Consider the following 26,540-nt stretch of genomic DNA (forward strand, 5'->3'; position numbering starts at 1 on the left):
CCGTGGTGTCGGCCGCGCCGCGTAGCCTGTCGGGATGACCACGATCCTGCCTTTCGGAACCTGGCCCTCCCCCATTTCGGCTGCCGAAGTCACGTCCTCCGCACCACGCATCGACGGCGCACGATTCGTCGGCGACGAGGTGTGGTGGAGCGAGTCACTGCCGCAGGAACGCGGCAGGACGGCCATCCTGCGGCGCGCGATCGAAGCCGACGCGGAAGCGGACGCCGACGTGGTCCTTCCCGGGCCGTGGAGCGCACGTTCGCGCGTCCACGAGTACGGGGGCGGCGCGTGGACGATCGATGACGACGGGACGCTCTACTTCGTCGAGCAGTCCGATCAGCGCGTCTGGCGGCTGGGCGCAGACGGCGAACCGCGTGCGCTCACGGTCGAGGCCCCGGGCACGCACTACGGCGACCTCACCTGGGCGAACGGACGGCTCCTCGCGGTGCGCGAGACGGCGCGCGACGGGCGTGTACCCGAACGTGCCATCGTCGAGATCAGCTCGGTGGCGGTCGAGGATGCGGCACCCTCTGCGGGCACGCCCCTGGCATCCGGCTACGACTTCCTCGCCTACCCGCGTCTCTCCCCCGACGGCGACCGCTTGGCGTTCATCGGATGGAACCACCCGAACATGCCGTGGGAGGCGACGCAGCTCGTCGTCCTCGACATCAGGACCGGCGCCGTCGGTATCGTCGCGGGCAGTGCTCACGAATCGGTCCTGCAGCCGGAATGGACCGGTCCGGACGAACTCACCTATTCGACCGACCGCTCGGGGCGGTGGACGCTCGAGCGGCGACGCCTGGGCGGGCTCCCGGAGCCCACCGCCGCCGAGAGCTCCGACGCGGACACCGGCGGGCCGCTCTGGAACCTCGGCGCGCGATGGTTCGCCCCGCTCGACGACGGGCGGATCCTGGCGGTGCGCACGCACGGCCGTGACGAGCTCGTCGTGGAGGACACGGACGGCGGGGCCCGAAGCATCCGCACGCCGCTGTCCGCGCAGGTGCTGATTCGCGACGTGAGCGGCACGCGCGCGCTCGTCACGGGTGCCGGCGCCACGACCCCTTCCGGTCTCTGGCTGGTCGATGTCGACGATCCGGGCAGGGCCCGACCCCTGCGCGGTGGGGTGTCCGACCGGAGCGACGGTTGGCTGCCCGAGGCCATCGCGATGACGTTCGACGGACCCAGCGGACCCGTACACGCCTTCGCGTACCCTCCCTCCAATCCGGGGGTCGAGGGTCCCGCGGACGAACGACCCCCGTACATCGTCACCGTGCACGGCGGGCCCACCGCGCACGTCGCGGGCGAGGCGTCCCCCGCTGTCGCCTACTTCACGAGCCGCGGTGTCGGCGTGCTCGACGTCAATTACGGCGGGTCGAGCGGCTACGGCCGCGCGTACCGCGAGCGCCTCGCCGGGCAGTGGGGAATCGTGGACGTCCAGGACGTCGTGGCGGCAGCCGAAGGACTCGTCGCCGCGGGGTTCGCCGATGGCGCCCGGCTGGCGATCAAGGGCGGGTCCGCCGGTGGATGGACCGTCCTGTCCGCCCTGACGACATCGAAGACGTTCTCGGCGGGCATCAGCCGCTACGGAGTCGCCGATCTGCGCGCCCTCGCCGCCGATACGCACGATTTCGAGGCGCACTACCTGGACGGACTCGTCGGGCCGCTCCCCGACGCCGAGCCCGTGTACGAGGCACGATCTCCGCTCGGCCGCATCGATGACCTGAGCGTTCCCGTGCTGCTGCTGCAGGGTGCGGATGACCCGGTCGTGCCTCCCGCGCAGGCCTACGCCATGCGCGACGCCCTCGCCGCGAAGGGCATCAGCCACGCGCTCGTCGTGTACGAGGGCGAGTCGCACGGCTTCCGTCGCGCCGAGACCATCCAGCACGCCCTCGAGAGCGAACTGAGCTTCCTCGGCCAGGTGTTCGGTTTCGCAACGCCGGGCGTGCCCGTCCTGCCTCTCGAGGACTGAGAGGGGCGTAGGGAGCCGCTCACCTGGCAGTGGGCGCGACGAACCAGGCCCGCGAACGACGACGCGTGCCAGCGGAATCGCCCGAGACGACCGGGGCGGGCCGCGGTCAGCGCAGGAACGGGGCCAGTTCGGCGGCCAGGCGTGCGGAAACGTGCGCGTGCAGCGCCGTGCCACCCTCTTCGTGCCCTTCGGAGACGATCAGGCCCGAGTCGTGGGCCGCCGACACCAGGTCGCCCCGGTCGTACGGCACGAGCGCGCGCACCTCGACGGCGGGCAGCGGCAGCGCTGCCTCGACAGCGGCGCGCAGTTCGTCGATGCCCTCGCCCGTGCGGGACGACACGAACAGCGCGTCCGGCACGAGCCCGCGCAGCACCATCCGGTCGTCGGGACCGACCAGGTCGGCCTTGTTGAACACCACGATCTCGTGCGCATCGCGCGTGCCCGCCTCGGCCATGACGTCGCGGACCGTCGCGAGTTGGCTCGCGGGGTCGGGGTGCGCGGCGTCGACGACGTGCAGCACGACGTCCGCGCCCGCGACCTCTTCGAGCGTCGAGCGGAATGCCTCGACGAGCTGGTGCGGCAGGTTGCGGACGAACCCGACCGTGTCGGTGAGCGTGTAGACGCGTCCGTCGACCGTCTCGGAGCGGCGGACCGTGGCATCCAGGGTCGCGAACAGGGCGTTCTCGACCAGCACGCCCGCGCTCGTCAGCCGGTTGAGCAGGCTCGACTTGCCGGCGTTCGTGTACCCGGCGATCGCGACGGACGGGATCGTGTTGCGGGTGCGCTCGGCGCGCTTGGCCTCACGGGCCGGGGCGAAATCGCGGATCTGACGGCGCAACAGCGCCATCTTCGTGCGAATGCGACGACGGTCCAGCTCGATCTTCGTCTCACCGGGTCCACGCGAGCCCATTCCCGCGCCGCCCGCACCGACCTGGCCACCGGCCTGGCGGGACATCGAGTCACCCCAACCACGCAGGCGCGGGAGCAGGTATTCGAGCTGTGCGAGCTCGACCTGCGCCTTGCCCTCGCGGCTCTTGGCGTGCTGGCTGAAGATGTCGAGTATGACGGTGGTGCGATCGATCACCTTGACCTTGACGACATCCTCGAGCGCACGCCGCTGGCTGGGCGCGAGCTCGGTGTCGGCGATGACGGTGTCGGCTCCGACAGCCGCCACCAGGTCGCGCAACTCGTGCGCCTTGCCGCTCCCGAGATAGGTCGCGGGATCCGGATGGGGTCGGCGCTGCAGCACGGCGTCGAGCACGATCGCCCCGGCCGTCTCTGCCAGGGCGGCGAGCTCGCGCAACGAGTTCTCGGCGTCCTCCTGCTCGCCCTGCGGGTACACACCCACGAGCACGACGTTCTCGAGGCGGAGCTGGCGGTACTCGACCTCGGTGACGTCTTCGAGCTCGGTCGAGAGCCCCGGCACGCGCCGGAGCGCCTGGCGGTCTTCGCGGTCCCACTGATCCCCGTCCGAGGACGCACCCGCCGTCGTCGAAGCATCCTGCAGAGCCTGCGCTGCCCCGAAGGTGCGCAGGCCGGAACGAGACTGGGCGCGCGCCAGAACCCGCGCGACGACATCGTCGGACGCGTAGTCGATCGTGTCCGCACCCGTGCTCTGGGCCGCGTCTTCGTGGGTTCCCGCGACATCGCCGGGGGGTGAAATCCTGTCGGTCATGTATTTCCTCTCCGGATGCATCGCACCCGCAATGGGGCGGTTCAGGCATCCGTGGTCGTCGTGTCCGCGCGACGTCGTAAAACTCTAGCCTCCCGCGCGACACGGGTACTCCGCTACGCTCGCACCCATGGCGAGCGACCACTACTTCTCTGCGAGTCCCGCCAGCGCCGAGAATCTCCGTCAGATCCGCGTCCAGCTGGACGGCCGGACTGTCGAACTGACGACCGCTGGCGGGGTCTTCAGCCCCGACCGCCTGGATGCCGGGACCGCCGTGCTTCTCGCGAACACTCCCGCCGCTCCGGCCGGGGGCCACCTTCTCGATCTCGGGTCAGGTTGGGGGCCGGTTGCCCTCACCCTGGCGATGCAGTCTCCGCACGCGACCGTGTGGGCCGTGGACGTCAACGAGCGAGCCCTCGACCTGGTGCGCCGGAACGCCGAAAAGCTGGGACTCGTCAATGTCAACGCCGTGCTGCCCGATGGTGTTCCCGACGACGTGGCGTTTCGAAGCATCCGGTCGAATCCCCCGATTCGCGTCGGCAAGAACGAACTGCACGGTCTGCTCGAGCGCTGGATCCCACGACTCGACGAACGCAGCGATGCGTGGCTGGTCGTGCAGCGGAATCTCGGTTCGGATTCACTGCAGCGCTGGCTCGCGGCGACATTCGAGCGTGGGTTCAGTGTGCATCGGGCCGCGACCGGCCGCGGGTACCGGGTGCTCCGCGTCCGTCGACACGGCTCACCGCCGACCACGCCCCTCGACATCGTCGGCTGAGGCATCCTCCGCTTCGGTTCGGATTGCGGACTGCCCGACACGGACGGCCACCGCTTTGCCACGCTGAACCACGTGACGGCTGCAGTTCGCGGCATCCGCTACGTCCATCGGCGGCGCGGATGCGGAACCGTGGAGCCGCCACGGGAACGAACGGATGCACGGGGTGCGACGCCAGGAGCGGCGGGCGGGACGGACGAGACCGACCGGAGCCCAGGCCAGAGGAACGAGACCGGCCGACGGTCAGGCGAGGGCCACGTCACCCGAGTAGACGAGCACCGCCGGGCCCGACAGCAGCACGTGCAACGCGTCGTCGCGGGGAACCATCCGGACCCCGAGTGTTCCGCCCGGAACGTCCACGCGCCATGCGTCCGGGGCCCCGGCTCCCGCCCAGTGCCGGACGGCCAGCGCCGCCGCGGCAACACCCGTGCCGCAGCTGAGGGTCTCGCCGACGCCGCGCTCGAAGACGCGCATCCGGATCACACCCACCCCGTCCTGCACGAGGGGCTCGGCCGGCACCACGAACTCCACGTTGGCGCCCGCGGCCGGCTCGGGGTCGAGCACCGGTTTGTAGGTCAATTCGAGTGCCTCGAGCTCGTCCTCACCGGGCAGAGCCACGACGACGTGCGGGTTCCCCACATCGATGCCGAGACCGGGTCGGGCGACGCTCAGACCACGCGCGCGCACGGTCGGCGCACGCTCGTCCACGATCCATGCGCCCAGATCGGCCTCGAACCCGTTCGCCGAGCGGGTCACCGCCTTGACGCCCGCCCGGGTGCCGATCGCGATACCGTCCGGGCCGATCGCGGCCAGGCCCGACTCGGCCAGGTAGTGCGCGAAGACACGGATGCCGTTGCCGCACATCTCGGCCTTCGAGCCATCCGCGTTGCGATAGTCCATGAACCACTCGGCGCCCGCCGCGAGAGCGGACGCCCCCTCGTCGATGGCAGCGGAGCGGACGACGCGCAGGATGCCGTCGGCTCCGATGCCGAAGCGTCGGTCGCACAGGGCGGCGACCTGATCGTCCGTCAGAGACAGTGCCCCGTCCGGATCGGCGACGATCACGAAGTCGTTGCCCGTGCCGTGACCTTTGGTGAATGTGACGGTCCCGGGCATGCGCACGAGTCTATCCGCGTCCGCCGGGGCTCAGTCGGCGAGCACCAGCCGCGCCGTGGCCTGGCCTGCGGGGAGCCAACGAACGTCGGCATAGCGGCGGAACCACGAGACCTGTCGGCGTGCGTACCGCCGTGTCAGCGCCTGGGTCTGCGCGATCGCCTCGCCGCGGTCGACGTGTCCGGCCAGCTGCGCCAATGCCTGCGCGTAGCCGATCGCCCGGCGCGCCGTGGTGCCGCGCTCGAGCCCCTCGGACCGCAACGCCTCGACCTCGTCGAGCAGACCCTGTGCCCACATGTCCTCGACCCGCGCGTCCAACCGCTCGACCAACACGGATCGTTCCTCGTGCAGACCGATCACGGTCGACGGATGCCAGGCCACCGGCTCGTCCGGAAGCGCCGCGCCGTGTGTCGCGCTCCCCTGCGCCAGCACCTCGAGAGCCCGCACCACCCGGCGACCGTTGCGCGCATCGATTCGCGCGGCTGTGGCGGGATCCTGTTCGCGCAACCGGGCGAACAGGATACCGGGCCCGTGCGCCTCGAGCTCGGCCTCGAGTTCGGCGCGGAGTGCTTCGTCGCGCGGCGGGAACGAGAAGTCATACAGCACGCTGGAGACGTAGAGCCCCGAACCTCCGACCAGGATGGCGTGCGCGCCCCGTGCGTGAATGTCGTCGATCGCCCGTCGGGCCTCGACCTGATAGGCGGCCACCGCGGCATCCTCGTCCACGGACAGGACGTCGAGCAGATGGTGCGCGACGCCGCGCCGCTCGGACAGCGGCAGCTTGGCCGTGCCGATGTCCATGCCCCGGTACAACTGCATCGCATCGGCGTTGACGATCTCGGCGGGTTCGCCGCGCGCCGCGAGGGCTTCCGCCAGGCCGAGCGAGAGCGCACTCTTGCCCGTGCCCGTCGCGCCGACGACCGCGAAGAGTCGGGGGGCCCCGTGATCGGTCCCGGCGACCCGAGCCGACGCTGCGCTCACGCTCGGGGCGGGAACACGGGCAGACCGAGCGACACCGCGCGGGGTGCGCCGGCCGTTCCGCCTGACCCGCCGGCGGGTGCGGGCACCGCGCAGGACTCGGCCTGCGTGCGGTCCCACGCATCGCCCGCGCGCGTGCGACGGATGCGCAGCGGGGCGCCGTCCGGTGAGTCCGCAAGCAGATAGAACGGCGCCGCGTGCGTCACGACGGCGGTCACGATGTCGCCGGGGCGAGGCGTCTCGGACCCCTCGGGCAGTTCGACGTGCACCAGACGGTTGTCTTCGGCGCGTCCCGTCAGGCGGTGGGTTGCCGCATCCTTCTTGCCCTCGCCGGTCGAGACCAGCACGTTGACCTCGCGGCCGACCTGGGCCTGATTCTCTTCGAGCGAGATGCGGTCTTGCAGCGCAACGAGCCGCTCATAGCGCTCCTGCACGACGGCCTTCGGCACCTGGTCGGGCATCGTCGCGGCGGGCGTGCCCTCGCGGATCGAGTACTGGAACGTGAAGGCGCTGGCGAAACGCGCCTGCTCGACGACGCGGAGCGTTTCGGCGAAGTCCTCTTCCGTCTCACCCGGGAACCCGACGATGATGTCGGTCGTGATCGCGGCGTTCGGGATGCGCGCGCGGACCCGGTCGAGAATCCCGAGGAACCTCTCGCTGCGGTAGGAGCGGCGCATGGCCTTGAGGATGCGGTCGCTGCCCGATTGCAGCGGCATGTGCAGCTGCGGCATGACGGACGGCGTCTCGGCCATCGCGTCGATCACATCGTCGGTGAACGCGGCAGGGTGGGGGCTCGTGAACCGGATGCGCTCGAGTCCGCGAATCTCGCCCGCGGCACGCAGCAGCTTGCCGAACGCGTGACGGTCACCGAATTCGACGCCGTACGAGTTGACGTTCTGCCCGAGCAGCGTGACCTCGATCGCGCCGTCGTCGACGAGCAGGCTGACCTCTTCGAGGATGTCGCCCGGTCGTCGGTCCCGCTCCTTGCCGCGGAGCGTCGGGACGATGCAGAACGTGCAGGTGTTGTTGCAGCCGACCGAGATCGACACCCAGCCGCTGTACACCGAGTCGCGCTTGGTCGGGAGCGTCGACGGGAAGACCTCGAGCGATTCGAGGATCTCGAGCTCGGCTTCGCCGTTGTGCCGGGCGCGTTCGAGCAGGCGCGGCAGCGAACCCATGTTGTGCGTCCCGAAGACGACGTCCACCCAGGGCGCCTTGTCGAGCACCGCCTGCTTGTCCATCTGTGCGAGGCACCCGCCGACGGCGATCTGCATGCCGTCCTTACGTCGTTTGACGGATGCCAGGTGCCCGAGTGTGCCGTAGAGCTTGCCCGACGCGTTCTCGCGGACCGCGCACGTGTTGATGATGACGACATCTGCTTCGGACCCGGCATCCGCGCGAACGTATCCGGCGCTCTCGAGCGATCCGGAGAGGCGCTCGGAGTCGTGGACGTTCATCTGACAGCCGAAGGTACGCACCTCGTAGGTGCGGGCGACACCGTCGTCGGCGCGTGCGGCCGGAGATGGCGCGATGAGCGTGGGCGCGCTGGAGAGGGTCGACATGATCCGCCCATTCTACGAGCCCCCATCACCGCGAGGCTCTGGGCGGCGTCAGCGTCGCCGAAACGCCCCATTTGCGGCGAAACACCATGTCGCCGGGCGTCTCGCAACAGATGGGGTGTTTCGGCGATGGGGACGGGTGCGGTGTCAGCGGAAGCGCACGCCGGATGCTCCGACGCCGGCCTCGTCGAGGGCCTGCTTGGCTGCGGTCATGGCCATCGATCCGCCGAATCCGCGGCGCGACAGCTGACCGTGCAAACGACGCACCGCGGCCTCGCGATCGAGCGAACCCATCGAACGGGCCTTCTGCCGTGCGAAGTCCAGGGCACGCTCCGCCTCGTCATCCGGGAGCTCGTCGAGCGCGGCATCGACGACCTCGCGCGAGATGCCGCGACCCGACAGCGTCTGCGAGATGGCCCGGCGCCCCTGACCCTTTCGGCTCGTCGCGGCATACACGAGCTGCTCGGCGAGACGCGCGTCGTCGAGGTAGCCCCGCGCCTCGAAGTCCGCGACGACACCTTCGATGGTGTCGGCGTCGAGGCCGCGCTCCGACAGAAGTCCCGTCGCCTCTTTCGCCGAGAGTTGACGTGTCCGCAGCCGCTTCACCAGCGCCTGCGTCGCCCCTTCCACGTCCGCACCGGGCTCATCGTCCGGCTGGTCATCATCGTCCAGTTGGTCATCGCGCGCCACGATCGGGACTGGAAGACGCTTCGAGTCAGCGGTGGGCTCATCCTCGGCCCAGTACGCGGGAGAGAACGCCACGCGCTTCGAGGGCGCTGCCACCCGTCTCTCGGGTGCGGCCTGCCCGCGCTGGGGCTCCGCACCCGGGAGATAGGTGACGGGGGCCAGGCGCTCGCCCCCATCACCGCCACTGGTCGGCACGATCACGCCGGGCGACGCTGAGCGAGCTCGTCGTCGGCCGCGACCTGCGGCAGAGCCTTGGGCATGCCGATGCCGAGCTTCTGCTTGATCTTGTGCTCGATCTCGTCGGCGGTGTCGGGGTTCTTCAGCAGGAAGTTGCGGGCGTTCTCTTTACCCTGTCCCAGCTGCTCCCCCTCGTACGTGTACCAGGCGCCGGACTTCTTGACGATCATGTGCTCGACACCGAAATCGATCAGCGAACCCTCGCGTGAGATACCGGTGCCATAGAGGATGTCGAACTCGGCCTGCTTGAACGGCGGGGCCATCTTGTTCTTGACGACCTTGACGCGCGTGCGGTTACCGACGGCATCCGAGCCGTCCTTGAGCGTCTCGATGCGGCGGATGTCGAGGCGGACCGAAGCGTAGAACTTGAGCGCCTTACCGCCGGCCGTGGTTTCGGGAGAACCGAAGAACACGCCGATCTTCTCGCGGAGCTGGTTGATGAAGATCATCGTCGTGTTGGTCTGGTTCAGACCACCCGTCAGCTTGCGAAGCGCCTGCGACATGAGGCGCGCCTGCAGACCGACGTGGGAGTCACCCATCTCGCCCTCGATCTCGGCGCGCGGCACGAGGGCCGCGACCGAGTCGATCACGATGAGGTCGATCGAGCCCGAGCGGATCAGCATGTCGGCGATCTCGAGCGCCTGCTCACCCGTGTCGGGCTGCGAGACGAGCAACTGGTCGATGTCGACGCCGAGCTTCATGGCGTATTCGGGGTCGAGTGCATGCTCGGCGTCGATGAAGGCAGCGATGCCGCCCGCGCGCTGGGCGTTTGCGATGGCGTGCAGCGTCAGGGTCGTTTTACCCGACGACTCGGGACCGTAGATCTCGATGATGCGGCCGCGGGGCAGCCCGCCGACGCCGAGGGCGACATCGAGGGCGATGGAGCCGGTCGGAATGACCTCGACCGGGGCGCGTTCGTCGCTGCCCAGGCGCATGACCGAGCCTTTTCCGAACTGGCGGTCGATCTGTGCGAGGGCCGATTCAAGGGCCTTCTCGCGGTCGGCGGGGTTGGGCATGGGATGCTCCTTCTGTCTCGCGGTCCATCGCCTGCAGTCTGTCGCGCGGCCGGATCGGCGATCCGGATACTTCGACAAGGCGTGAGCGGGGCTCGGTGTGCTTCTCACGTTAGGAAGGGCCTCCGACATCCGTCGTTCGGCCAGTCACCTTCGTGGAGAAACCGCACCTCGTCCACCTGTGCAGGAGCTTATCCAGCGACGAACATAGTTTCGACTAATGCGTGGGCGTGTCGTCGAAGACTTCCACGACCATGGCGCCACGCCTCAGGGGAGGGGATCGAGTGCCCGCGCCATCCGCTGCAGGAAATCCGCGATGATGGCGAGCTGATCGGCGTCATAGTCTCCCGCGATCTCGCGCATCGCGCCGAGGTGTCCCCCGAAATGCCGATAGAACGTGGCCCGCGAGTGATCGGTCAACACGACGACACGCGCCCGCCGATCGGTGGGATGCGGCTTCCGTTCGACGTGGCCCGCCGCGGACAGCCGATCGACCATCTTGGACGTCGATGCCGTCGAGATGCGAAGGTGTCGGGCGAGATCGTGCGGACTCACATCGGATCCGCGACGCTCCCACTCGACCATCATGCGGAGCGCGCGCAGGTCGGTGAGGTTCATCGCCATCTCGTCCCCGACTTCGCCGTGCATGCGGTCGAGGGCGTCGCCCAGGCTGCGCAGCGCGAGGAGCGCCGACCGCACGGGATCTTGCTGCTCAGTCAACGCGTGGACACCCCCTCGGGCTCATGTGTATCATCGGGAGACAGCGATTAGCTAGCTAAGCTAGCGAATTAACAGGGGAGCACGTATATGCCCGACACCGACGACGTTGTCCTCCTCGACGAGGCGGGAAACGAGATCGGGACCGCTCCGAAGGCCAGCGTCCACGGTACCGATACGGCGCTGCATCTCGCATTCTCGTGCCACGTCGTCGATGACGAGGGCCGGATCCTGGTCACGCGACGCGCGCTGGACAAGCAGACCTGGCCCGGTGTGTGGACGAACTCGTTCTGCGGACACCCGAGGCCTGCCGAGCCCGTCGTCTCGGCGGTGCGTCGACGTGCGGAGCACGAACTCGGGATCGGCGTCACGTCGCTCGAGCTGGCCCTGCCCCTGTTCCGGTACCGCGCCGTCGACGCGAGCGGCATCGTCGAGCACGAGATCTGCCCGGTCTACACGGCACGCACGGTCGACGAGCTCGTTCTCAACCCGAACGAGGTCGTCGATGCCATGTGGGTACGACCCGAGGATCTCGCACGCTCTCTCGAGGCCACGCCCTGGGCGTTCAGCCCGTGGCTCGTTCTTCAGGCTCAGCAGCTGGACCTGTTCGCGGCATACCGTTCCGTAGGCGATCGCCGTCTCGCGTCATGAGCCCCTTTTCATGAGCCTGATCTCCACCAGCCTGCTCAGCACCGACGCCCGGGCACAGATCGATACGACGATCGATGGCGCCCTCGCGCGCATAGATCGTCGTGCTCAGCCATTCGGGGGCGTTTTCGCCGAGCTCGGCGCCGCCATCCATCGCGCGGCGCGGGGCGGCAAGCGATTCCGGCCGGCGCTCGTCGTGGCGACGTTCGAGTCGCTCGGCGGTGACGCGTCGACGAACGGATGCGTCTATCCCGTCGCCGCGGCGTTCGAGCTGCTGCATGCCGCATTCCTCATGCACGACGACATCCTCGATCACGACACCATGCGTCGTGGTGTGCCGAACGTGTCGGGCGAGTTCCGGTCCTACGCGTCGCGGTGGGGAGCGGATGCCTCGGGCGCTGCGCTCGTCGGAGACGCCGCTGGCCTTCTCGCGGGCGACCTGCTGCTGCACGAGTCCCAGCGCTTGATCGCACTGTGCCCCGCGTCCGACGACGAGCGCGCGCGTCTTCTCGATCTGCTCGACGAGGCCGTCCTCGTGTCGGCCGCGGGAGAGCTGGCGGATGTCGCGCACTCGGTGCTCGACGAAGAACCCGCGGCCTCCGACATCCTGGCCGTGACGCACGACAAGACGGCCGTGTACTCGTTCGCGGCACCGCTTCGTGCGGGCGCGCTGTTGGCCGGGGCGACCCCCGAGACCGAGACGATGCTGGCGCAGTTCGGCAGCCGACTCGGGCTCGCGTATCAACTCGTCGACGATCTGATCGGCGCGTTCGGCACGGACGAGCAGGCAGGTCGCCCCGCGGGGGCCGACCTGCGCGAGGCGAAGCAGACGGCCCTCATCGCCTTGGCGCGGGCTACCGCATCCTGGTCGGAGGTGAGCGACGCGCTCGCCCTGGCGCACACCGGACCGATCGCCGTGCGGCACGCGCAGGACGTGCTCGATGGCAGCGGCGCACGCCGCGAACTCGAGCGCCTCGTGAACAGCGCTCTGGCGGAAGCCCGCGCACTGGTCGTAGCGGGTCGGCTGCCGCCCGCCACGGCGCGGCTGCTCGGCGACCTCGTCAGCGCCGTGGAAGCCCGGATCCCGTGACCCGGCGCCCATCGTCCGGCGGATCGTCCCCCGGCCCTGGCGGATCGCCCCCCGACGCGACCGGACTCGACCTGTACGACCGCACCGCACGAGCCGCGGCCGACACCGTGATCGCCCGGTACTCGACCTCGTTCGGGTTCGCCTCTCGCCTGTTGGGGCCACGCGTTCGCCCGCACGTGCGCAGCATCTATGCGCTGGTCCGCGTCGCCGACGAGATCGTCGATGGACCGGCGCGCGAGGCGGGACTGACCGCCGCGGAAGAATCCCTCGAACTCGACGCGCTCGAGGCTCAGACGCTCGAGGCGATCCGCACCGGCTTCAGCGCAAACCTGATCGTCCACGCGTTCGCCCTGACCGCCCGCGAGTGCGCGATCGGCGAGTCGCTCGTCCGCCCCTTCTTCGCGTCGATGCGCACCGACATCACGGTCTCGGAGCACGACACGGCATCACACGACGCCTACGTCTACGGATCGGCCGAGGTCGTGGGCCTGATGTGCTTGCAGTCGTTCGTCAACGCGGGCAGCGCGACGCCCGGGCCGGCCGAGCCCGAGATCGTCGCGGGCGCCCGCCGCCTCGGCGCGGCATTCCAGAACGTCAACTTCCTGCGCGACGCCGGCCACGACAGCGGCACGCTCGGGCGGGACTACCTCGGTCTCGACGGTTCGCCGACGACCCGGACCGCCGTGCTCGACGACATCGACGCAGACCTCGCCGCCGCGGCATCCGTCATCCCACGCCTGCCGCGCGACTGCCGACGCGCCGTCACGTGCGCGCACGATCTGTTCGCCGAGTTGAGCGCGCGTCTGCGACGAGCGGATGCCTCGCCCGGCCGGGTCCGCGTGCCGAACCCGGTGAAGGCGCTGCTGTTCGCACGCGCGGCATCCGGGGCCCGCCCGCGGCCGCCGCGACGGGCGAAACGCGCATCGACCGGCCACCCCTCCCCCCGCGCACAGCGGCCACCGACGCCAGGAGCACGCTCATGAGCACCGCCGAACGAGTCGTCGTGATCGGCGGGGGCATCGCGGGTCTCGCGACGGCCACGCTGCTGGCCGCGGACGGGCACTCCGTCACGCTGTTCGAGGCACGGGATGACCTGGGTGGCCGCGCCGGATCGTGGGAGCGCGACGGCTTCCGCTTCGACACGGGACCGAGCTGGTATCTCATGCCCGAGGTGTTCGACCACTTCTTCCGGCTGCTCGGCACGAGTTCGGAGCGAGAACTCGACCTCGTCCGCCTGGACCCCGCGTATCGCGTCTACACGGAGGGCGACCCCGAGCCCCTCGAGATCCGGTCGGGCGTCGAACACGTCGCGGAGCTCTTCGAAGACATCGAACCCGGCTCGGGTGCCGTCCTGCGCGAGTACCTCGCGTCGGCGCAGGACGCCTACGAATTGGCCGTCACGCGGTTCCTCTACGACTCCTACGCCTCGACCACGGGCCTGCGGGATCCCGCACTGCTTCGTCGCCTGCCCCAGCTGCTCCCCCTGCTCACGCGCCCGCTGCACCGCCATATCGAGAGCCGTTTCCACGATCCTCGGCTGCGCCAGGTCCTCGGCTATCCCGCCGTCTTCCTCGGCGGTTCGCCGTTCGACGTGCCGAGCCTGTACCACCTCATGAGTCACCTCGACCTGGGCGATTCGGTCGCGTATCCGATGGGCGGGTTCACGACGATCATCGACGCGATCGCGCGCCTCGCCCGCGAGCGGGGCGTTGCGATCGAGACCGGCTCTCCGGTCGTCGCGATCGAAACCGCCGGTCCGCGGGCGGTCGGCGTCCGGGTTCAGGATGCCTCGGGTGCATCGCGCTTCGTACCCGCCGACATCGTGGTGGGCGCCGGCGATCTCCATCATCTCGAGACCGAGCTGCTGCCGCCCGAGCGCCAGACGTATCCCGAGTCCTGGTGGAAGAAGCGCACGCCGAGCCCCGGCGCTCTGCTGCTGCTGCTCGGTGTCGAGGGCGAGCTCCCGCGCCTGGCGCACCACACGCTGGTCTTCACGCAGGACTGGCGCGGCAACTTCGATGCGATCTTCGGCGATGAGCCGTACGTGCCCGATCCGGCCTCGCTCTACGTCTGCCGCCCCAGCGCCACCGATCCGTCGGTCGCACCGGCCGGTCACGAGAACCTCTTCGTGCTCGTCCCGATGCCCGCGGACATCGCGCTCGGCCACGGCGGTGTCGACGGCACCGGCGACCCGCGCATCGAGGCCGCGGCCGATGCCGTGATCGATCAGATCGCCGCGTGGACGGGCATCCCCGACCTCGCCGACCGCATCGTCGTGCGTCGCACGATCGCGCCGGCCGACTTCGCGGCCGACCTGCACACCTGGCGCGGCAACTCCCTCGGGCTTTCGCACACGTTGCTCCAGAGCGCCGTATTCCGTCCGCGGAATGCCTCGCGCAGGGTCGACGGGCTGCTCTACGCCGGTGCCGATGTCCTGCCCGGCATCGGTCTGCCGATGTGCCTCATCTCGGCCGAGCTCGTGCTCAAGCGCGTGCGCGGCGACGACGGTGCGGGAAGGCTGCCGGAGCCGGTTCTCGACACCGTGGGAGACTGAACGCGTGCCGGGCCTGTACCTTCTCGCGATCCTCGTCTCGACGGCGGGAATGGCCCTGATCGATCGCCGCTTCCGGCTCGCGTTCTGGGTCGCTCGCGGGCGCACGCTCGCGACCGTCGCGATCGGTGTCGCCTTCTTTCTCGCCTGGGACGCCGCGGGCATCATCAGCGGGGTATTCGTCAAGGGCGACAGCCCGCTCTACACGGGCATCGTCCTCGCTCCGGAACTGCCGGTCGAAGAGGTGTTCTTCCTCGCGTTCCTCTGCTATCTCGCTCTCGTCTGCGCGGCCGCCGGGATGCGCGTGCTCGGCCGCCGGGATGCCCCCGAAGCCCGAGCATCCGAAACCGAGGGAAGCGCCCGCGGATGACATACCCGCTCATCGTCGTCCCGTTCCTGCTGCTCGCGGCCGTCGTCACGGCCGTCACGATCCGCCGCGAGCGATTCGGCCGGCGAATGGCCGCGTCCGCACTCGCCGCACTCGTCTTGCTGGCCCTCACGGCCGTCTTCGACAACATCATGATCGCGGCCGGGCTGTTCACCTACCCGAGCGAGCACCTGAGCGGTCTGCACATCGGGCTCGCTCCGATCGAGGACTTCTCGTACCCCCTCGCCGCCGCCTTCCTGATCCCGGCCGTCTGGACGCTCCTGACCCCGAGGAAGCCCGCATGAGCGGGGCGGAGCGCATCGGTCTCGGCCGAGTCATCCGCACCCTCTTCGTGTCGTCCCGGCCGATCAGCTGGGTCAACACGGCATTTCCCTTCGCGGCCGCGTACCTGGTCGCGACGCGCCAGATCGATGGCGCCCTCATCGTCGGCACGATCTTCTTCCTGATCCCCTACAACCTCGCGATGTACGGCATCAACGACGTCTTCGACTACGAGTCCGACCTGCGCAACCCGCGCAAGGGCGGCGCGCACGGTGCCGTGCTGGATCGACGCCTGCATCCGGTCACCCTGTGGGCGGCGGGCCTGTCGTGCCTGCCCTTCGTCGTCTATCTCGTGTGGGTCGGAGCCCCCCTCTCGTGGCTCGTGCTGGCGACCAGCCTGTTCTTCGTCGTGTTCTACTCCGCTCCCCCGCTGCGCCTCAAAGAGGTTCCGTTCGCGGACTCGGTGACCTCGAGCATCCACTTCTTCTCGCCCGAAGTGTACGGCCTCGTTTTGGCGGGTGTCGTGTGGACACCGGGGCTGGTTGCGATCGTCGTCGCGTTCGCCCTCTGGGGCGTTGCTTCGCACGCCTTCGGCGCGGTGCAGGATGTCTCGGCCGACCGGCAAGCCGGAATCTCGTCCATCGCGACGGCGCGGGGCGCGGCCTGGACCGTTCGCTTCGCCCTGGTCTGCTACGCGCTCGCGGGCGTCGTGATGCTCGCCGCCGAGTGGCCCGGGCCGCTCGCCGGACTGCTCGTGATCCCGTACCTGGTCGCCGTATGGCCGTACCGGAGTGTCAGCGATGCTGCGTCGCACGAGGCCACGCGGGGCTGGCGCGCATTCCTGTGGATCAACCAGCTGGCGGGCTTCGGCGTCACGCTGCTGCTGATCTGGTGGTGGCTTCTCACCGGCTGACCCGGCCCGCCGCTCGCATCGACCACACCGGTCGTGTCGGCGGCCCGTGACGACGAAGACGGTGCCGCCCGAAGGGCGACACCGTCTCGTGCAAGGTGGATCAGCCGGCGGACAGCGCGAGCAACCGGTCGATCGCGTCCGTCAGGCGGGCGTCCGCCGCGCCGAACGCGGCCCAGTCTCCCGCCTGCAGGGCCGCATCGCGGTCCAGCATCGCCTGGCGAGCTTCATTGAGCAGCGCCTGCTCCTGGACGTCGACGGTCGACCCGCCGCCGTCCGAGGGGTTCGACGGCTGCGCGCTCGGGTCACCGGGCGTCGCGCTGGGGTCGGGTTCGACCGCGCCATCCCCCGCATCGGCGCCGGAGTCGCCACCGAAGAGCGTGTCGAGCGCCTCGTTCAGCGTGTCCTCGAAGGCGATCTCGTCGCCGAACGCGACGAGAACCTTCTGCAGGGTCGGCAGCTGCGTGCCACCGGACGACTGGACGAAGACGGGCTGCACGTACAGGAATCCGCCGCCGACCGGGAGGGTCAGGAGGTTTCCGTTGAGCACCTCGGACTGTCCCTGCCGCAACAGGTTGATCTGGGAGGAGACCACCGGGTCGGCGTTGAAGGTGTTCTGCACCTGGCCGGGGCCGGGCACCGTCGTATCGGCGCTCACGACGAGCATCCGCAGCTTGCCGTACCCCTCGGCCTTGACCCCGTTATCGGATCCGGCGTCGGCATCCACCGCGAGGTAACCCGTCAGGATGTTGCGCGACGCGGTGCCCGTTCCGGGCGGGATGAACGTCGTGAACATCGAGAACGACGGTGCCGTCTGGCCCGGCATCTGCATCGTGAGGTAGTACGGCGGCTGCAGGCGCGTCGAGGTCGAGTCCTGCGGATCCGTGGGCGTCGACCAGGCGTTGTCGCGCTGGTAGAACGACTGCGCGTCGTCGACGTGGTATTGGCCGAGCGTTGCTCGCTGCACCTTGAACAGATCGGTCGGGTATCGGACGTGGCTGACGAGTTCGGCCGACATCTCGCTGATCGGCTTGACCGTGCTGGGGTACACCTTCTGCCACGCCTGGATGAGCGGGTCTTCCGGGTCCCACGCGTACAGCGTCACGCTGCCGTCGTAGGCATCGACCGTCGCCTTGACCGAGTTGCGGATGTAGTTGATGTCGTCGATCGTGAACCGCGGCGTCGGGTTCGTCGTGTCGGCGATCGCGTCGGACAGGCTGACCGTGCGCGAATAGGGGAAGGTCGACGCGGTCGTGTATCCGTCGACGATCCAGACGATGCGGCCGTCGACGACGCTCGGGTACGGGTCGTTGTCGAGGTCGAGGTACGGCGCCGCCTTCTGAACACGGGTCTTCGGATCCCGGTCGTAGAGGATCTGCGAGTCCGCGTTGACGTAGTCCGAGAGCAGGATGTCGGTGGACTGGAACTTGAGCGCGTAGATCAGCTTGTCGAAGAGCGTGCCGATCTTCGGTCCGCCATCTCCGTCGAACGTGGTCTTCGTCTCGCTCTGGCCCTCAGAGCCGCGCGGGTAGTCGAGCTCCACGGGGGCCGTGCCCTCCGGCGCGCCGACGATGGAATACAGGGGTGATGCCTCACCGAAGTAGACGCGGGGCTCGAAGTTCTCGCTCTCGCTGAGGAATCCGGTCGCCGGGATGCCTCGCTCGAGGAAGACGGGGTTGCCGTCGGTCGTCCGCTGGTTGCCCGCGGCGACGACGAGGCCGTAGCCGTGCGTGTAGACGACGGTGCGGTTCTGCCACGTGCCCGCGGTGCCCAGGGCATCCATGTCCAGTTCACGTACCGAGACCACCGTGTCCTGCGACTTGCCGTCGATCTCGTAGCGGTCGACATCGAGCGGGTCGGTGAACTGGTAGTAGGCGCGGAACTGCTCGAGCTGGCGAACCGTCGGGCTGATGATCGCGGGGTCCATGATGCGGATGGACGCTGTCGTCTGCGCGTCCGCGCGCAACGCGCCGGGCTCGGCAGCCGTCACGGCGGTCGTCTCGGTCTTCTCGAGTCCATCGATGCCGTAGGCGACCTTGGTCATGTCGAGGTTCCGCTCGATGTACTGCTGCTCGAGCGAGAACTCGTTCGGCGCGACCTGGAAACGATCGACGATCCAGGGATAGCCGACTCCGACGACGATCGCCGAGACGATCAGGAGGGCCGTGCCGATCAGCGGGAAGCGCCAGCGACCGATGATGGCCGTGACGAAGAAGAGCAGCGCGACGAATGCGGCGATGCCCGCCAGGATCGCCTGTCCGGGGATGACCGCGTTGACGCCCGTGTAGCCGGGGCCCGTGATCAGGTCGCCCGTTTCGCTCAGCGTCTTGTAGCGGTCGAGCCACAGGCTGGCCGCCTGGGCGACCAGGTAGAGCCCCGCGAGGATCGCGAGCTGGATGCGTGCGGACTTCGAGATCCGCAGCTCCCAGCGCCCGCCCTCGCGCTGGCCCACGCGCACGGAGCCGTAGAGGTACGAGACGACGGCGGTCAGGCCGAGGCAGATCAGCAGGATGGCGGAGGCGAAACCGAGCGCTGCGCTGTAGAACGGCATCGCGAACAGATAGAAGCCGGTGTCGAGACCGAACTGCGGGTCCGTCATGTCGGTGGTGACGCCATTCATCCACAGCCAGACGGTCTCCCACTGGGTCGACGCCGAGAAGCCCGCGAAGAAACCGAAGAAGACGGGGATTCCCCACATCGCCAGGCGCCGGAGGGGTTCGACGACCTCTTGGTAGCGATCGAGCTGGCTCGACAGCCGCGCGTACACCGGACGGAGCCGGTAGGCGAGCTGGATCGTCAGCCAGACCGGGATGGCCATGGCGAGGAACCCGATGACGAACATCGTCGCGCGGGCGAGCCACTGCGTCACCAGCACCGAGTCGAACCCGATCTGCCGGTACCACATGAAGTCTGCGTACAGGGAAGCGAAGATGAAGAACCCGACGAGCAGTACCGCGATGATGACCAGAGAAATGGTCACGACGCGTCGTGTAGTGCGGGGGGCCGCTGGCTTCGAGGAAGTCGTGGTCACTCCACCAGTCTAGGCGCCCGGTTTCGCGCGCAGTCCGTGCGCAGACCGGGAGAAGGCCGGGTAACCGGCCACGTTTCGATTACGGCGGCGTCATCGCGCGTCAAGGAACAGCGCACGCGGGGAGCGCATCGAGGTCCCCGCCGTCGCGAACGGCGTCGAGCGCGGTGATCGCATCATCGAGCTCGGCCACCGAGAACACGCGCAGGCCGGACGGGATGTGCCCCACGACCTCGTCGCAGTTCGCCGCCGGCGCCAGGAAGTACTCCGCCCCCGCTCCCCGTGCTCCGTAGAGCTTCTGTCGGATGCCGCCGATCGGGCCGACGACGCCGTCCGCCGTGATCGTTCCGGTGCCGGCCACCTGGCGCCCGCCGTTCAGCTCGTCGGGGGTCATGGTGTCGATGATGCCGAGGGCGAACATCAGGCCGGCGCTCGGTCCGCCCACGTTGTCGAGCTGGATCGTGACCTGGACCGGGAAGTCGTAGTCGAGGATCGTGGACACGCCGATCTGCCAGGCGGAATCGTCCTCGCTGTAGACGGGACTCACCTCGACGGTCTGCTCGGCGCCGCCGCGCTCGATCGTCAGAGCGACGGGCGCCCCGTCCCCCTGCTGAATGATGTCGCGCAGTTGTGTGACGTCGCTGATGGGCTGCCCGTTCGCGGCGGTGACGACGTCGTCCGCCCGGAGCACACCCTCGGCCGGAGAACCCTCGGGCAGCGAGTGGATCCGTACGCGCGAGTCGACCTCGTATCCGAGTTCGCGCAGCGCCGCCACGGTGGCCTCGTGCTGCGAGTCCACCATCAGCTGCGCGTTCTGCTCAGTGCGCTGCTCGCTCGTCTGGCCCGCGGGGAACACCGAGTCGAGCGGGACGACGGCTCGGGAGCGGTCGAACCAGGCCCCGATGAGCTCGAGCCACGTGGGGGTCCGCTCGCGATTCCCCACCACCTGGACGGTCGTCAGGTCGAGCGCGCCCGTGGTGTCGAACGTCTCGGCGCCCTCCACCTCGATGAGCGGAACGGCGGTCCCGTCCGCGCCGGTAGCCGTCCCGAGCGTGTTGTACACGGGTCCGGGCTGTTGGATCACGTATCCGGTGGGCAGGAACGTCAGGGCCGCCAGGCACACAAGGGCAACCGCGAGCGCGATGATGCCGACCCGGGTCGACCGCCGCAGCGGCGGTCGCTGCGCGGGCACGACCTGGAGGTTCTCGTCGAACAGCGCCACGGTGGGACCTTTCTTCGCTCGCCCGGGAGGGAGCGGGACTTCGGGCGCCGTTCGCGAACGGCGTAAGCAATGCGGGCTCGACCCCGGCGGGGTCACAGTCGGCTGCGACTAGCGTAGAACCACCCACCCGAACGACGCTGAAAGGCGGCTGAAGTGCCTGGCGACGAGAACCCCGAGGAAGACTTCGAAGAGCTCCTGCGTCGCATGCTGGGCGGCGGCGGGCAGATCGATCCCGCTCAGTTCGAACGGCTCACCGGCATGCCGCTGGACCCCGCCATGATGGCCATGGTTCAGCAGCAGTTGCGCGGCGCGATGGCGGCCGGGGACGGCATCCCGTGGGGTGTCGCGGAGCAGCAGGCACTGCAGCTCGCCCGGAGCGGCGGGCTGAGCGTGACCGATGGCGACCGCGTCGACCTGGACGGTGCGCTGACGCTCGCGAACCTGTGGCTGAGCGAGGCGACCGTCATCTCGGACCTCGCGCAGAGCCCCCGCATCATGACGCGTGCCGAGTGGGTCACCGCGACGCTTCCCGTCTGGCAGGAGTTCGCCGAACCCGTCGCGACGAGCATCACGGATGCCTTGACGCGCACCCTTGCCGAGCAGGCACCGGAAGAGCTCAAGCCGCTGCTGCAGGGCGCCGGCAAGGTCATGCGCTCACTCGGCGGTTCGCTCTTCGCGACCCAGCTCGGCCAGGTCGTCGGTCAGCTCTCGACCGAGGTGATCAGCGGCGGCGACGTCGGCATCCCCGTGATGCCCGCCGGTGAGGCGGCGATCCTGCCGCAGAACTTCGCCGATTTCGGTCGCGACCTCGACATCGCCGAGGATCAGCTCGCGCTGGCCGCGGCGGTGCGCGAGCTCGCCCACGCCCGTCTCTTCCGCCACGCGAAGTGGCTGCGCCTGCACGTCCTGTCGCAGGTGACCGAGTTCGCCCGCGGCATCGACGTCGACACGGACGCACTGGAGGACCTCGCGTCGCGCTTCGACCCCTCGCGCCCGGACGAACTGCGGACGGCGCTCGAGAGCGGCGCCCTGCTGCCCGAGCACACCGAGGCCCAGCGGGCCGCCCTGTCCCGTCTCGAGAACCTGCTCGCGACCGTCGAGGGTTGGGTCGACGTCGTCACGGAAGATGCGACGGCGCGCCTGCCCAAGGCCGCCGCGATCGCCGAGACCGTTCGCCGCCGCCGCGCCGCGGGCGGGCCCGCGGAGCAGGCGCTGGCCTCGCTCGTCGGGCTGGAGCTGCGGCCGCGGCGCCTGCGCGAAGCGGCGGCGATGTGGCGGGCCATCACGAATGCGGTCGGCGTGGAGGCACGCGATTCGCTATGGGACTACGCGGACTTCATGCCCACGTCGGAAGACATCGACGACCCCTCACGGATCATCGAGACGCTCCGTCGCCGCGCGCTCGGTGACGCGGCGCCCGAGGCGGAGCTCGACGAGCTGGACGACGCGATCGCCCGCATTCTGGCCGGTGAAGAATCGGCCGATCCGCGCTCGGACCCCGACGCGGGGCCGGACGAGCAATCCGAGGACGGCACGAACCCCGAGCGCTGAGGTGGCGACGGGGGCCGACACCGCCCGTCCTCCACAGGGCTCCCCGACCGTCACCTGTCGCCGCACCCTGTGGAATCTCGCGGCCGGACTCGACCCAGACGACACAATCGCGGAATGACCGTGATGCTTCGCCTCGATCCGACCCGTACCCCGCTGTGGCGCGATGCGACCACGATGCAGCTCGGTGAACACGCTCAGACGCGGTTGACGGATGTCTCACCCTGGCAGGAGCGGCTGCTGTTCGAGCTCACCCGGGGTCTGCCCGAGTCGGGTCTCGACGTGTGGGCGGACCTCAAGCGGGTTCACCCGCGAGAGGTCCGCGCTTTTCTCGCCCGTCTGGGCGACGCGCTGACACGCACCGACCTCGAGAGCCGGAGCGCGCCGGGCGGCATCCTGCTCGAGGCGCCGCGGGGCGGCTCGAGCGATCCGGTCGTCGTCGCCATGCGGATGGCGCTGGAAGCGTCCGGGTACTCGGTCACGGTCGTCGAAGAAGCGGACCCCGGCGAACACGATCGCGCCGCGGCCGAGGCATCCGGTGCGGATCTCGTCGTCCTTGTCGCCCGACACGTCCTCGACCCGCGGCGGGCATCGCCGCACCTGCGCGCCGATCGCGTTCACCTGCCCGTTCTGGTCGGCGGAGCCGGGATCGTCGTCGGCCCCCTCATCGTGCCCGGCGTGACGGCTTGCATCACCTGCCTGCACCTCGAACGCCGCGACGCCGATCGCGCCTGGCCGATGCTCGCCCTCCAGCTGCTCTCGGCCGGAGCGCCCGTGCCCGCGCCCGAACTCGTCCACGAGAGCGCGGCCGCACTGGTCCGAATCCTCGCGGACCCCGGCGGCGCGGAGGGATGTTCGGTGACGCTTACCGCGGGGGGCGAGCGCCGACGGATGACGCACCGGCCGCACGATGAGTGCGGATGCCGAGCTCCTGAAGGAAACGTGACGGCTCCCGCTCAGCTCTCCCGTTCCCGGCAGACCACGACAACGAGACAGACCGCCGTGCCCGCGTGATCGCGACGTACAGCAGCCGGCGTTCCTCGTCGATCTGCTCGAGCCCGCGCGCGTACGAGATCGGCAACAGACCCTCCGACAGTCCGATCACGTGCACATGGTCCCACTCGAGACCCTTGGCCGCGTGAATCGTCGCGAGCGTCACGGTACGCAGCCCCGGATCGTGCTGGTCCCGGGCGCGCGCCTGCAGGTCATCCGTGAAAGCACGCAGGGTCGTCCCCGGCGGCGCGTTCTCGGCCAGGCGCAGCAGCGTCGCGCGTGCCTCCCACGCGTCGCGCAGCGCACCGCCGGCCGGGGGCGGGGTCTCGGTGTAGCCACGGGAGCGCAGCAGATCACGGACGACGGGCACGAGGTCACCGGAACCGCCCGCGACGGACTCACCCCGCAGCACGAGCACGGCGTCGCGCACCTCGGGCAGCTCGAAGAACCGCTTACCGCCGAGCACCGTCGCGGCGATGTCGTGGGCGGCGAGCGCGCGCTGCAGAGCCGCCGATTGCGAATGCGCCCGGTAGAGCACGGCGAATCCCTCGGGGGTCTCGCCGCCGTCGAGGCGCCGTTTGATGTTCCGTGCGACCGCCGTCGCCTCGGCATCGTCGTCGGGATGCATGGCCGTCGTCGCCGGCGGCCGTGCCTGCGTCTCCGGTGTGTTCGGACGCGGTGTGCTCGAACGCGGTGTGTTCGAACGCGGTGTGTTCGAACGTGCCGCGGGCGCGCTCGGGGCATATGAACTCGATGCCGCGTCGGCTTCGCCCCCACGGCTTCCCGCCTCGGAGCCCGCCGCGACCAGCTCGAGGGCGCCCGGACGACCGCGCATCAGGGCATTCGCGGTCGCGAGGACGGGCGGTTCGGAGCGGTAGTTGCGCTCGAGACGCACCATCAGGGCACCGGGGTGGTGCCGCTCGAAGTCGAGCAGGAACCGCGGATCGGCTCCGGCGAAGGAGTAGATCGTCTGGCTCGCGTCACCGACGACGCACAGGTCGTTGCGCTCGCCCAGCCAGAGTCCGAGCAGTCGCTCTTGGAGCGGCGACACATCCTGATACTCGTCGACCGTGAAGTGCCGGTACTGCTCGCGCACCGCTCGCGCGACGCGCGGCTCGGACTCGATCATTCCCGCGCAGGCGAGCAGGATGTCTTCGAAGTCGAGCTGCCGCCGCTCGTCCTTGAGCTTCTCGTAGGCCTCGTGCAGCGCGACGACGGCGTCGGGGCTGAGGCGTCCGAGACCCGGACGGCCCGCGCGCGCGTAGTCCTCGATCGTGCGGAGCGTGACCTTGCGCCACTCGATCTCGGACGCCACGTCGCGCAGTGTCGCCCCGTCGAGGGTGAGGCGGAGTCCGCTTGCCGCGTCCGACAGCGCGCGCACCTTGTTCGACAGGACGGGCGGCGCAGACTCGCCCCCCGCGACGGTCGGCCAGAAGTAGTTGAGCTGTGCGAGCGCGGCCGCGTGGAACGTGCGCGCAGAGACGCCCTCGATGCCGAGCGAGCGCAGGCGTCCGCGCATCTCACCAGCCGCACGCGTCGTGAACGTGACCGCCATGACCCGCGAGGGAGAGTACATCCCGCTGTCGACGCCGTAGGCGATGCGGTGCGTGATCACGCGCGTCTTGCCCGAACCCGCCCCGGCGAGGACGCAGACGGGTCCGCGAACCGCGAGGACCGCCTCGCGCTGATGCTCGTCGAGGTCTCGCAGGGCGCGCTCGGCCCCCCCTGTGGGATCCGTCATCGATCCGTGACCCGTTCGAGCCAGCGCTCGATGAGCCCGCGCGAGATGGAGGATGCCCCGGGCAGAACCACGTCGCCATCACCCGCGAGCGCCCGCTCGATCTCGTCCGGTTCGAACCACCGCACATCGACGATCTCGGATCCATCGGGTCGCGCGGCCGCCGAGTCTTCGGTCGACGCGAGGTATCCGAGCATCAGCGAGCGCGGGTAGGGCCACGCCTGCGAGCCGACGTATTCGAGAGCCGAGATGCGCACGCCGGACTCTTCTTCGATCTCGCGCACGAGGGATTCCTCGGCCGACTCCCCCGCCTCGACGAACCCCGCGAAGCACGAGTAGCGCCCGGCTGGCCATGCGGCGTTCGACCCCAGCAGCAGGCGCTCGCCGTCGGTCACCGCGACGATCACGGCCGGGTCCGTGCGGGGAAAGTGCTCGCGTCCGCACGCGGGGCAATGCCGCGACCATCCGGCGTTCCGCAGTTCGGTGCGCGTGCCGCAGGCGGGGCAGAACGGAGCATCTTGGATCCAGCGCGCCAGGGACAGGGCCTCGACGAAGAAGGCTCCGTTCTCGGGGTCCAGCGTGCCACCCACGTCACGCAGCTCGACCCAGCCGCCCTCCGGCTCGAACGGTGCAGCATCCGCTTCGTCGTCCTCGATCAGCGCGAGCAGCACGGCGCCGAGCGCGTCGCGACCGAGGAACGCGACGATCGCGGCGGGCTCGAGTGTCGCGGCGGGGACCAGCACGAGCACGCCGGATGCGTCGAGGGGCGCGCGACCCCGTCGCAGCACGAGAACCCGCGCGTCGGGCTCGTCGGCGAGGACGGTCAGGGCATCCGCGAGATCACGATCGATGGCCGATCGGTCGATCGGAGAGACCGGGGGCGTGATCACCCTGGGCAAGCCCGGGACCGTCATGGATGACCTCTTTCGCGGGCGTGGCGCGGGTAGTGCGTGCGAGGACCGACCTACCCTGGGGGCATGACTGGCTCCCCTCTCACTTTAGCCGCGTCGGTGAGCGCAGCCCTGCCCGAGGCCGCGGTCGTCTCGGCGGCAGCTCTCTCGACCGGCGAGGGCGGCCGCTACGACAGCGCCGTCGTCGGGCTGGACGACGGATCGTCCGTCGTCGTGCGCGCGCCGGTGGATGCCTCTGCCGCCAGCGACCTCGCCACCGAGGCTCTCGCCCTGCGCGCCCTCACCCCGGGCGCCCGTGCCCTGCTGCCCTTCGTCGCACCCCGTCCGCTCGGCGAAGTCGCGCTCCCCGAGGGCCGTGCCCTGCTCACCGACATGGTTCCGGGCTACCGCGTCGAGGCGGGCGACCTGCCCGCGGGCCCCGGCGCCGCAACGTCGATCGGCATCGCGCTCGCGGCCCTGCATGCACTGCCCGCCTCCGTCGTTCGCGCCGAGGGACTCCCCGTCAAGTCCGCCGAAGAGGTCCGAGAAGCCGTCG

The 26,540-nt window shown here is 69.7% G+C and carries 21 protein-coding genes; 10 read left to right on the forward strand and 11 right to left on the reverse strand.

Annotated features, from left to right (window positions below):
- The first annotated feature begins 34 nt into the window (after window positions 1–34).
- Entirely contained in the window at window positions 35–1,969 is a 1,935-nt protein-coding gene (locus tag CGU35_RS09580; RefSeq protein WP_100811241.1) for a S9 family peptidase, read from the forward strand.
- Between the two features lie 106 nt (window positions 1,970–2,075).
- Here CGU35_RS09580 and hflX read toward each other — a convergent pair whose 3' ends face one another.
- Window positions 2,076–3,644 (reverse strand): GTPase HflX, encoded by a 1,569-nt coding sequence (gene hflX, locus CGU35_RS09585; protein WP_100811242.1) that lies wholly within the window; start codon window positions 3,642–3,644, stop codon window positions 2,076–2,078.
- Window positions 3,645–3,771: 127 nt separating this feature from the next.
- Here hflX and CGU35_RS09590 point away from each other — a divergent pair, with 127 nt between their 5' ends.
- Window positions 3,772–4,416 (forward strand): class I SAM-dependent methyltransferase, encoded by a 645-nt coding sequence (locus tag CGU35_RS09590; RefSeq protein ID WP_100811243.1) that lies wholly within the window; start codon window positions 3,772–3,774, stop codon window positions 4,414–4,416.
- 240 nt (window positions 4,417–4,656) lie between these two features.
- Here CGU35_RS09590 and dapF read toward each other — a convergent pair whose 3' ends face one another.
- The 6 genes from dapF to CGU35_RS09620 all read right to left on the reverse strand — a co-directional run bounded on the left by dapF (window position 4,657) and on the right by CGU35_RS09620 (window position 10,720).
- Window positions 4,657–5,529, reverse strand: coding sequence for a diaminopimelate epimerase (dapF, locus tag CGU35_RS09595; protein WP_100811400.1), 873 nt, complete (start codon window positions 5,527–5,529; stop codon window positions 4,657–4,659).
- Between the two features lie 30 nt (window positions 5,530–5,559).
- Window positions 5,560–6,507, reverse strand: coding sequence for a tRNA (adenosine(37)-N6)-dimethylallyltransferase MiaA (gene miaA, locus CGU35_RS09600; RefSeq protein ID WP_100811244.1), 948 nt, complete (start codon window positions 6,505–6,507; stop codon window positions 5,560–5,562).
- Complete coding sequence (gene miaB, locus CGU35_RS09605; RefSeq protein WP_100811245.1) at window positions 6,504–8,066, reverse strand: tRNA (N6-isopentenyl adenosine(37)-C2)-methylthiotransferase MiaB; 1,563 nt, start codon at window positions 8,064–8,066, stop codon at window positions 6,504–6,506. Before miaB ends, miaA begins: the two co-directional genes overlap by 4 nt.
- 144 nt (window positions 8,067–8,210) lie before the next feature.
- Complete coding sequence (locus CGU35_RS09610) at window positions 8,211–8,951, reverse strand: regulatory protein RecX (RefSeq protein ID WP_232711212.1); 741 nt, start codon at window positions 8,949–8,951, stop codon at window positions 8,211–8,213.
- A complete protein-coding gene (gene recA, locus CGU35_RS09615) occupies window positions 8,948–10,003 on the reverse strand; it encodes a recombinase RecA (RefSeq protein WP_100811246.1) in 1,056 nt (351 codons plus the stop codon). Before recA ends, CGU35_RS09610 begins: the two co-directional genes overlap by 4 nt.
- A gap of 264 nt (window positions 10,004–10,267) precedes the next feature.
- Entirely contained in the window at window positions 10,268–10,720 is a 453-nt protein-coding gene (locus CGU35_RS09620) for a MarR family winged helix-turn-helix transcriptional regulator (protein ID WP_232711213.1), read from the reverse strand.
- 87 nt (window positions 10,721–10,807) lie between these two features.
- Between CGU35_RS09620 and idi the strand changes: the two genes are divergently transcribed.
- The 7 genes from idi to CGU35_RS09655 all read left to right on the forward strand — a co-directional run bounded on the left by idi (window position 10,808) and on the right by CGU35_RS09655 (window position 16,568).
- A complete protein-coding gene (gene idi / locus CGU35_RS09625; RefSeq protein WP_100811247.1) occupies window positions 10,808–11,368 on the forward strand; it encodes an isopentenyl-diphosphate Delta-isomerase in 561 nt (186 codons plus the stop codon).
- Window positions 11,369–11,378: 10 nt separating this feature from the next.
- The gene (locus tag CGU35_RS09630) at window positions 11,379–12,455 is read left to right on the forward strand and encodes a polyprenyl synthetase family protein (protein ID WP_100811248.1); all 1,077 of its coding nucleotides are present in this window, start codon (window positions 11,379–11,381) and stop codon (window positions 12,453–12,455) included.
- Between the two features lie 71 nt (window positions 12,456–12,526).
- On the forward strand, window positions 12,527–13,438 hold the full coding sequence (locus CGU35_RS09635) for a phytoene/squalene synthase family protein (RefSeq protein WP_100811403.1): 912 nt from the start codon (window positions 12,527–12,529) through the stop codon (window positions 13,436–13,438).
- A complete protein-coding gene (gene crtI / locus CGU35_RS09640) occupies window positions 13,435–15,009 on the forward strand; it encodes a phytoene desaturase family protein (RefSeq protein WP_100811249.1) in 1,575 nt (524 codons plus the stop codon). The genes CGU35_RS09635 and crtI overlap by 4 nt, the downstream gene beginning before the upstream one ends.
- 4 nt (window positions 15,010–15,013) lie before the next feature.
- On the forward strand, window positions 15,014–15,376 hold the full coding sequence (locus tag CGU35_RS09645; protein ID WP_100811250.1) for a lycopene cyclase domain-containing protein: 363 nt from the start codon (window positions 15,014–15,016) through the stop codon (window positions 15,374–15,376).
- Complete coding sequence (locus CGU35_RS09650) at window positions 15,373–15,678, forward strand: lycopene cyclase domain-containing protein (protein WP_100811251.1); 306 nt, start codon at window positions 15,373–15,375, stop codon at window positions 15,676–15,678. The genes CGU35_RS09645 and CGU35_RS09650 overlap by 4 nt, the downstream gene beginning before the upstream one ends.
- Window positions 15,675–16,568: a prenyltransferase gene (locus tag CGU35_RS09655; protein WP_100811252.1), complete on the forward strand. Its 894-nt coding sequence runs from the start codon at window positions 15,675–15,677 to the stop codon at window positions 16,566–16,568. Before CGU35_RS09650 ends, CGU35_RS09655 begins: the two co-directional genes overlap by 4 nt.
- A 100-nt stretch (window positions 16,569–16,668) precedes the next feature.
- On the opposite strand, the gene CGU35_RS09660 is transcribed toward CGU35_RS09655, so the two are convergent.
- The gene (locus CGU35_RS09660; protein WP_100811253.1) at window positions 16,669–19,596 is read right to left on the reverse strand and encodes a UPF0182 family membrane protein; all 2,928 of its coding nucleotides are present in this window, start codon (window positions 19,594–19,596) and stop codon (window positions 16,669–16,671) included.
- 100 nt (window positions 19,597–19,696) lie between these two features.
- Window positions 19,697–20,815, reverse strand: coding sequence for a YlbL family protein (locus CGU35_RS09665; RefSeq protein ID WP_100811254.1), 1,119 nt, complete (start codon window positions 20,813–20,815; stop codon window positions 19,697–19,699).
- A 204-nt stretch (window positions 20,816–21,019) separates the two neighbouring features.
- Between CGU35_RS09665 and CGU35_RS09670 the strand changes: the two genes are divergently transcribed.
- The gene (locus CGU35_RS09670) at window positions 21,020–22,366 is read left to right on the forward strand and encodes a zinc-dependent metalloprotease (RefSeq protein WP_100811404.1); all 1,347 of its coding nucleotides are present in this window, start codon (window positions 21,020–21,022) and stop codon (window positions 22,364–22,366) included.
- Between the two features lie 862 nt (window positions 22,367–23,228).
- Here the strand turns inward: CGU35_RS09670 and CGU35_RS09675 are convergent.
- Together CGU35_RS09675 and nudC are read right to left on the reverse strand one after the other, a co-directional pair.
- Window positions 23,229–25,097: an ATP-dependent helicase gene (locus CGU35_RS09675; RefSeq protein WP_100811255.1), complete on the reverse strand. Its 1,869-nt coding sequence runs from the start codon at window positions 25,095–25,097 to the stop codon at window positions 23,229–23,231.
- A complete protein-coding gene (gene nudC, locus CGU35_RS09680; RefSeq protein WP_100811256.1) occupies window positions 25,094–26,008 on the reverse strand; it encodes an NAD(+) diphosphatase in 915 nt (304 codons plus the stop codon). Before nudC ends, CGU35_RS09675 begins: the two co-directional genes overlap by 4 nt.
- Window positions 26,009–26,540 lie beyond the last annotated feature (532 nt).

Source organism: Microbacterium sp. BR1, from assembly GCF_002812725.1.
Lineage (GTDB): Bacteria > Actinomycetota > Actinomycetes > Actinomycetales > Microbacteriaceae > Microbacterium.

What these genes read in the sequence shown, in the direction of transcription:
- nudC (WP_100811256.1), bottom strand. Translation starts at nt 26,008, where the DNA reads ATGACGGTCCCGGGCTTGCCCAGGGTGATCACGCCCCCGGTCTCTCCG.
- crtI (WP_100811249.1), top strand. Translation starts at nt 13,435, where the DNA reads ATGAGCACCGCCGAACGAGTCGTCGTGATCGGCGGGGGCATCGCGGGT.
- CGU35_RS09580 (WP_100811241.1), top strand. Translation starts at nt 35, where the DNA reads ATGACCACGATCCTGCCTTTCGGAACCTGGCCCTCCCCCATTTCGGCT.
- CGU35_RS09590 (WP_100811243.1), top strand. Translation starts at nt 3,772, where the DNA reads ATGGCGAGCGACCACTACTTCTCTGCGAGTCCCGCCAGCGCCGAGAAT.
- CGU35_RS09675 (WP_100811255.1), bottom strand. Translation starts at nt 25,097, where the DNA reads ATGACGGATCCCACAGGGGGGGCCGAGCGCGCCCTGCGAGACCTCGAC.
- CGU35_RS09655 (WP_100811252.1), top strand. Translation starts at nt 15,675, where the DNA reads ATGAGCGGGGCGGAGCGCATCGGTCTCGGCCGAGTCATCCGCACCCTC.
- miaB (WP_100811245.1), bottom strand. Translation starts at nt 8,066, where the DNA reads ATGTCGACCCTCTCCAGCGCGCCCACGCTCATCGCGCCATCTCCGGCC.
- CGU35_RS09650 (WP_100811251.1), top strand. Translation starts at nt 15,373, where the DNA reads ATGACATACCCGCTCATCGTCGTCCCGTTCCTGCTGCTCGCGGCCGTC.
- CGU35_RS09670 (WP_100811404.1), top strand. Translation starts at nt 21,020, where the DNA reads ATGCTGGGCGGCGGCGGGCAGATCGATCCCGCTCAGTTCGAACGGCTC.
- CGU35_RS09630 (WP_100811248.1), top strand. Translation starts at nt 11,379, where the DNA reads ATGAGCCTGATCTCCACCAGCCTGCTCAGCACCGACGCCCGGGCACAG.
- idi (WP_100811247.1), top strand. Translation starts at nt 10,808, where the DNA reads ATGCCCGACACCGACGACGTTGTCCTCCTCGACGAGGCGGGAAACGAG.
- hflX (WP_100811242.1), bottom strand. Translation starts at nt 3,644, where the DNA reads ATGACCGACAGGATTTCACCCCCCGGCGATGTCGCGGGAACCCACGAA.
- recA (WP_100811246.1), bottom strand. Translation starts at nt 10,003, where the DNA reads ATGCCCAACCCCGCCGACCGCGAGAAGGCCCTTGAATCGGCCCTCGCA.
- dapF (WP_100811400.1), bottom strand. Translation starts at nt 5,529, where the DNA reads ATGCCCGGGACCGTCACATTCACCAAAGGTCACGGCACGGGCAACGAC.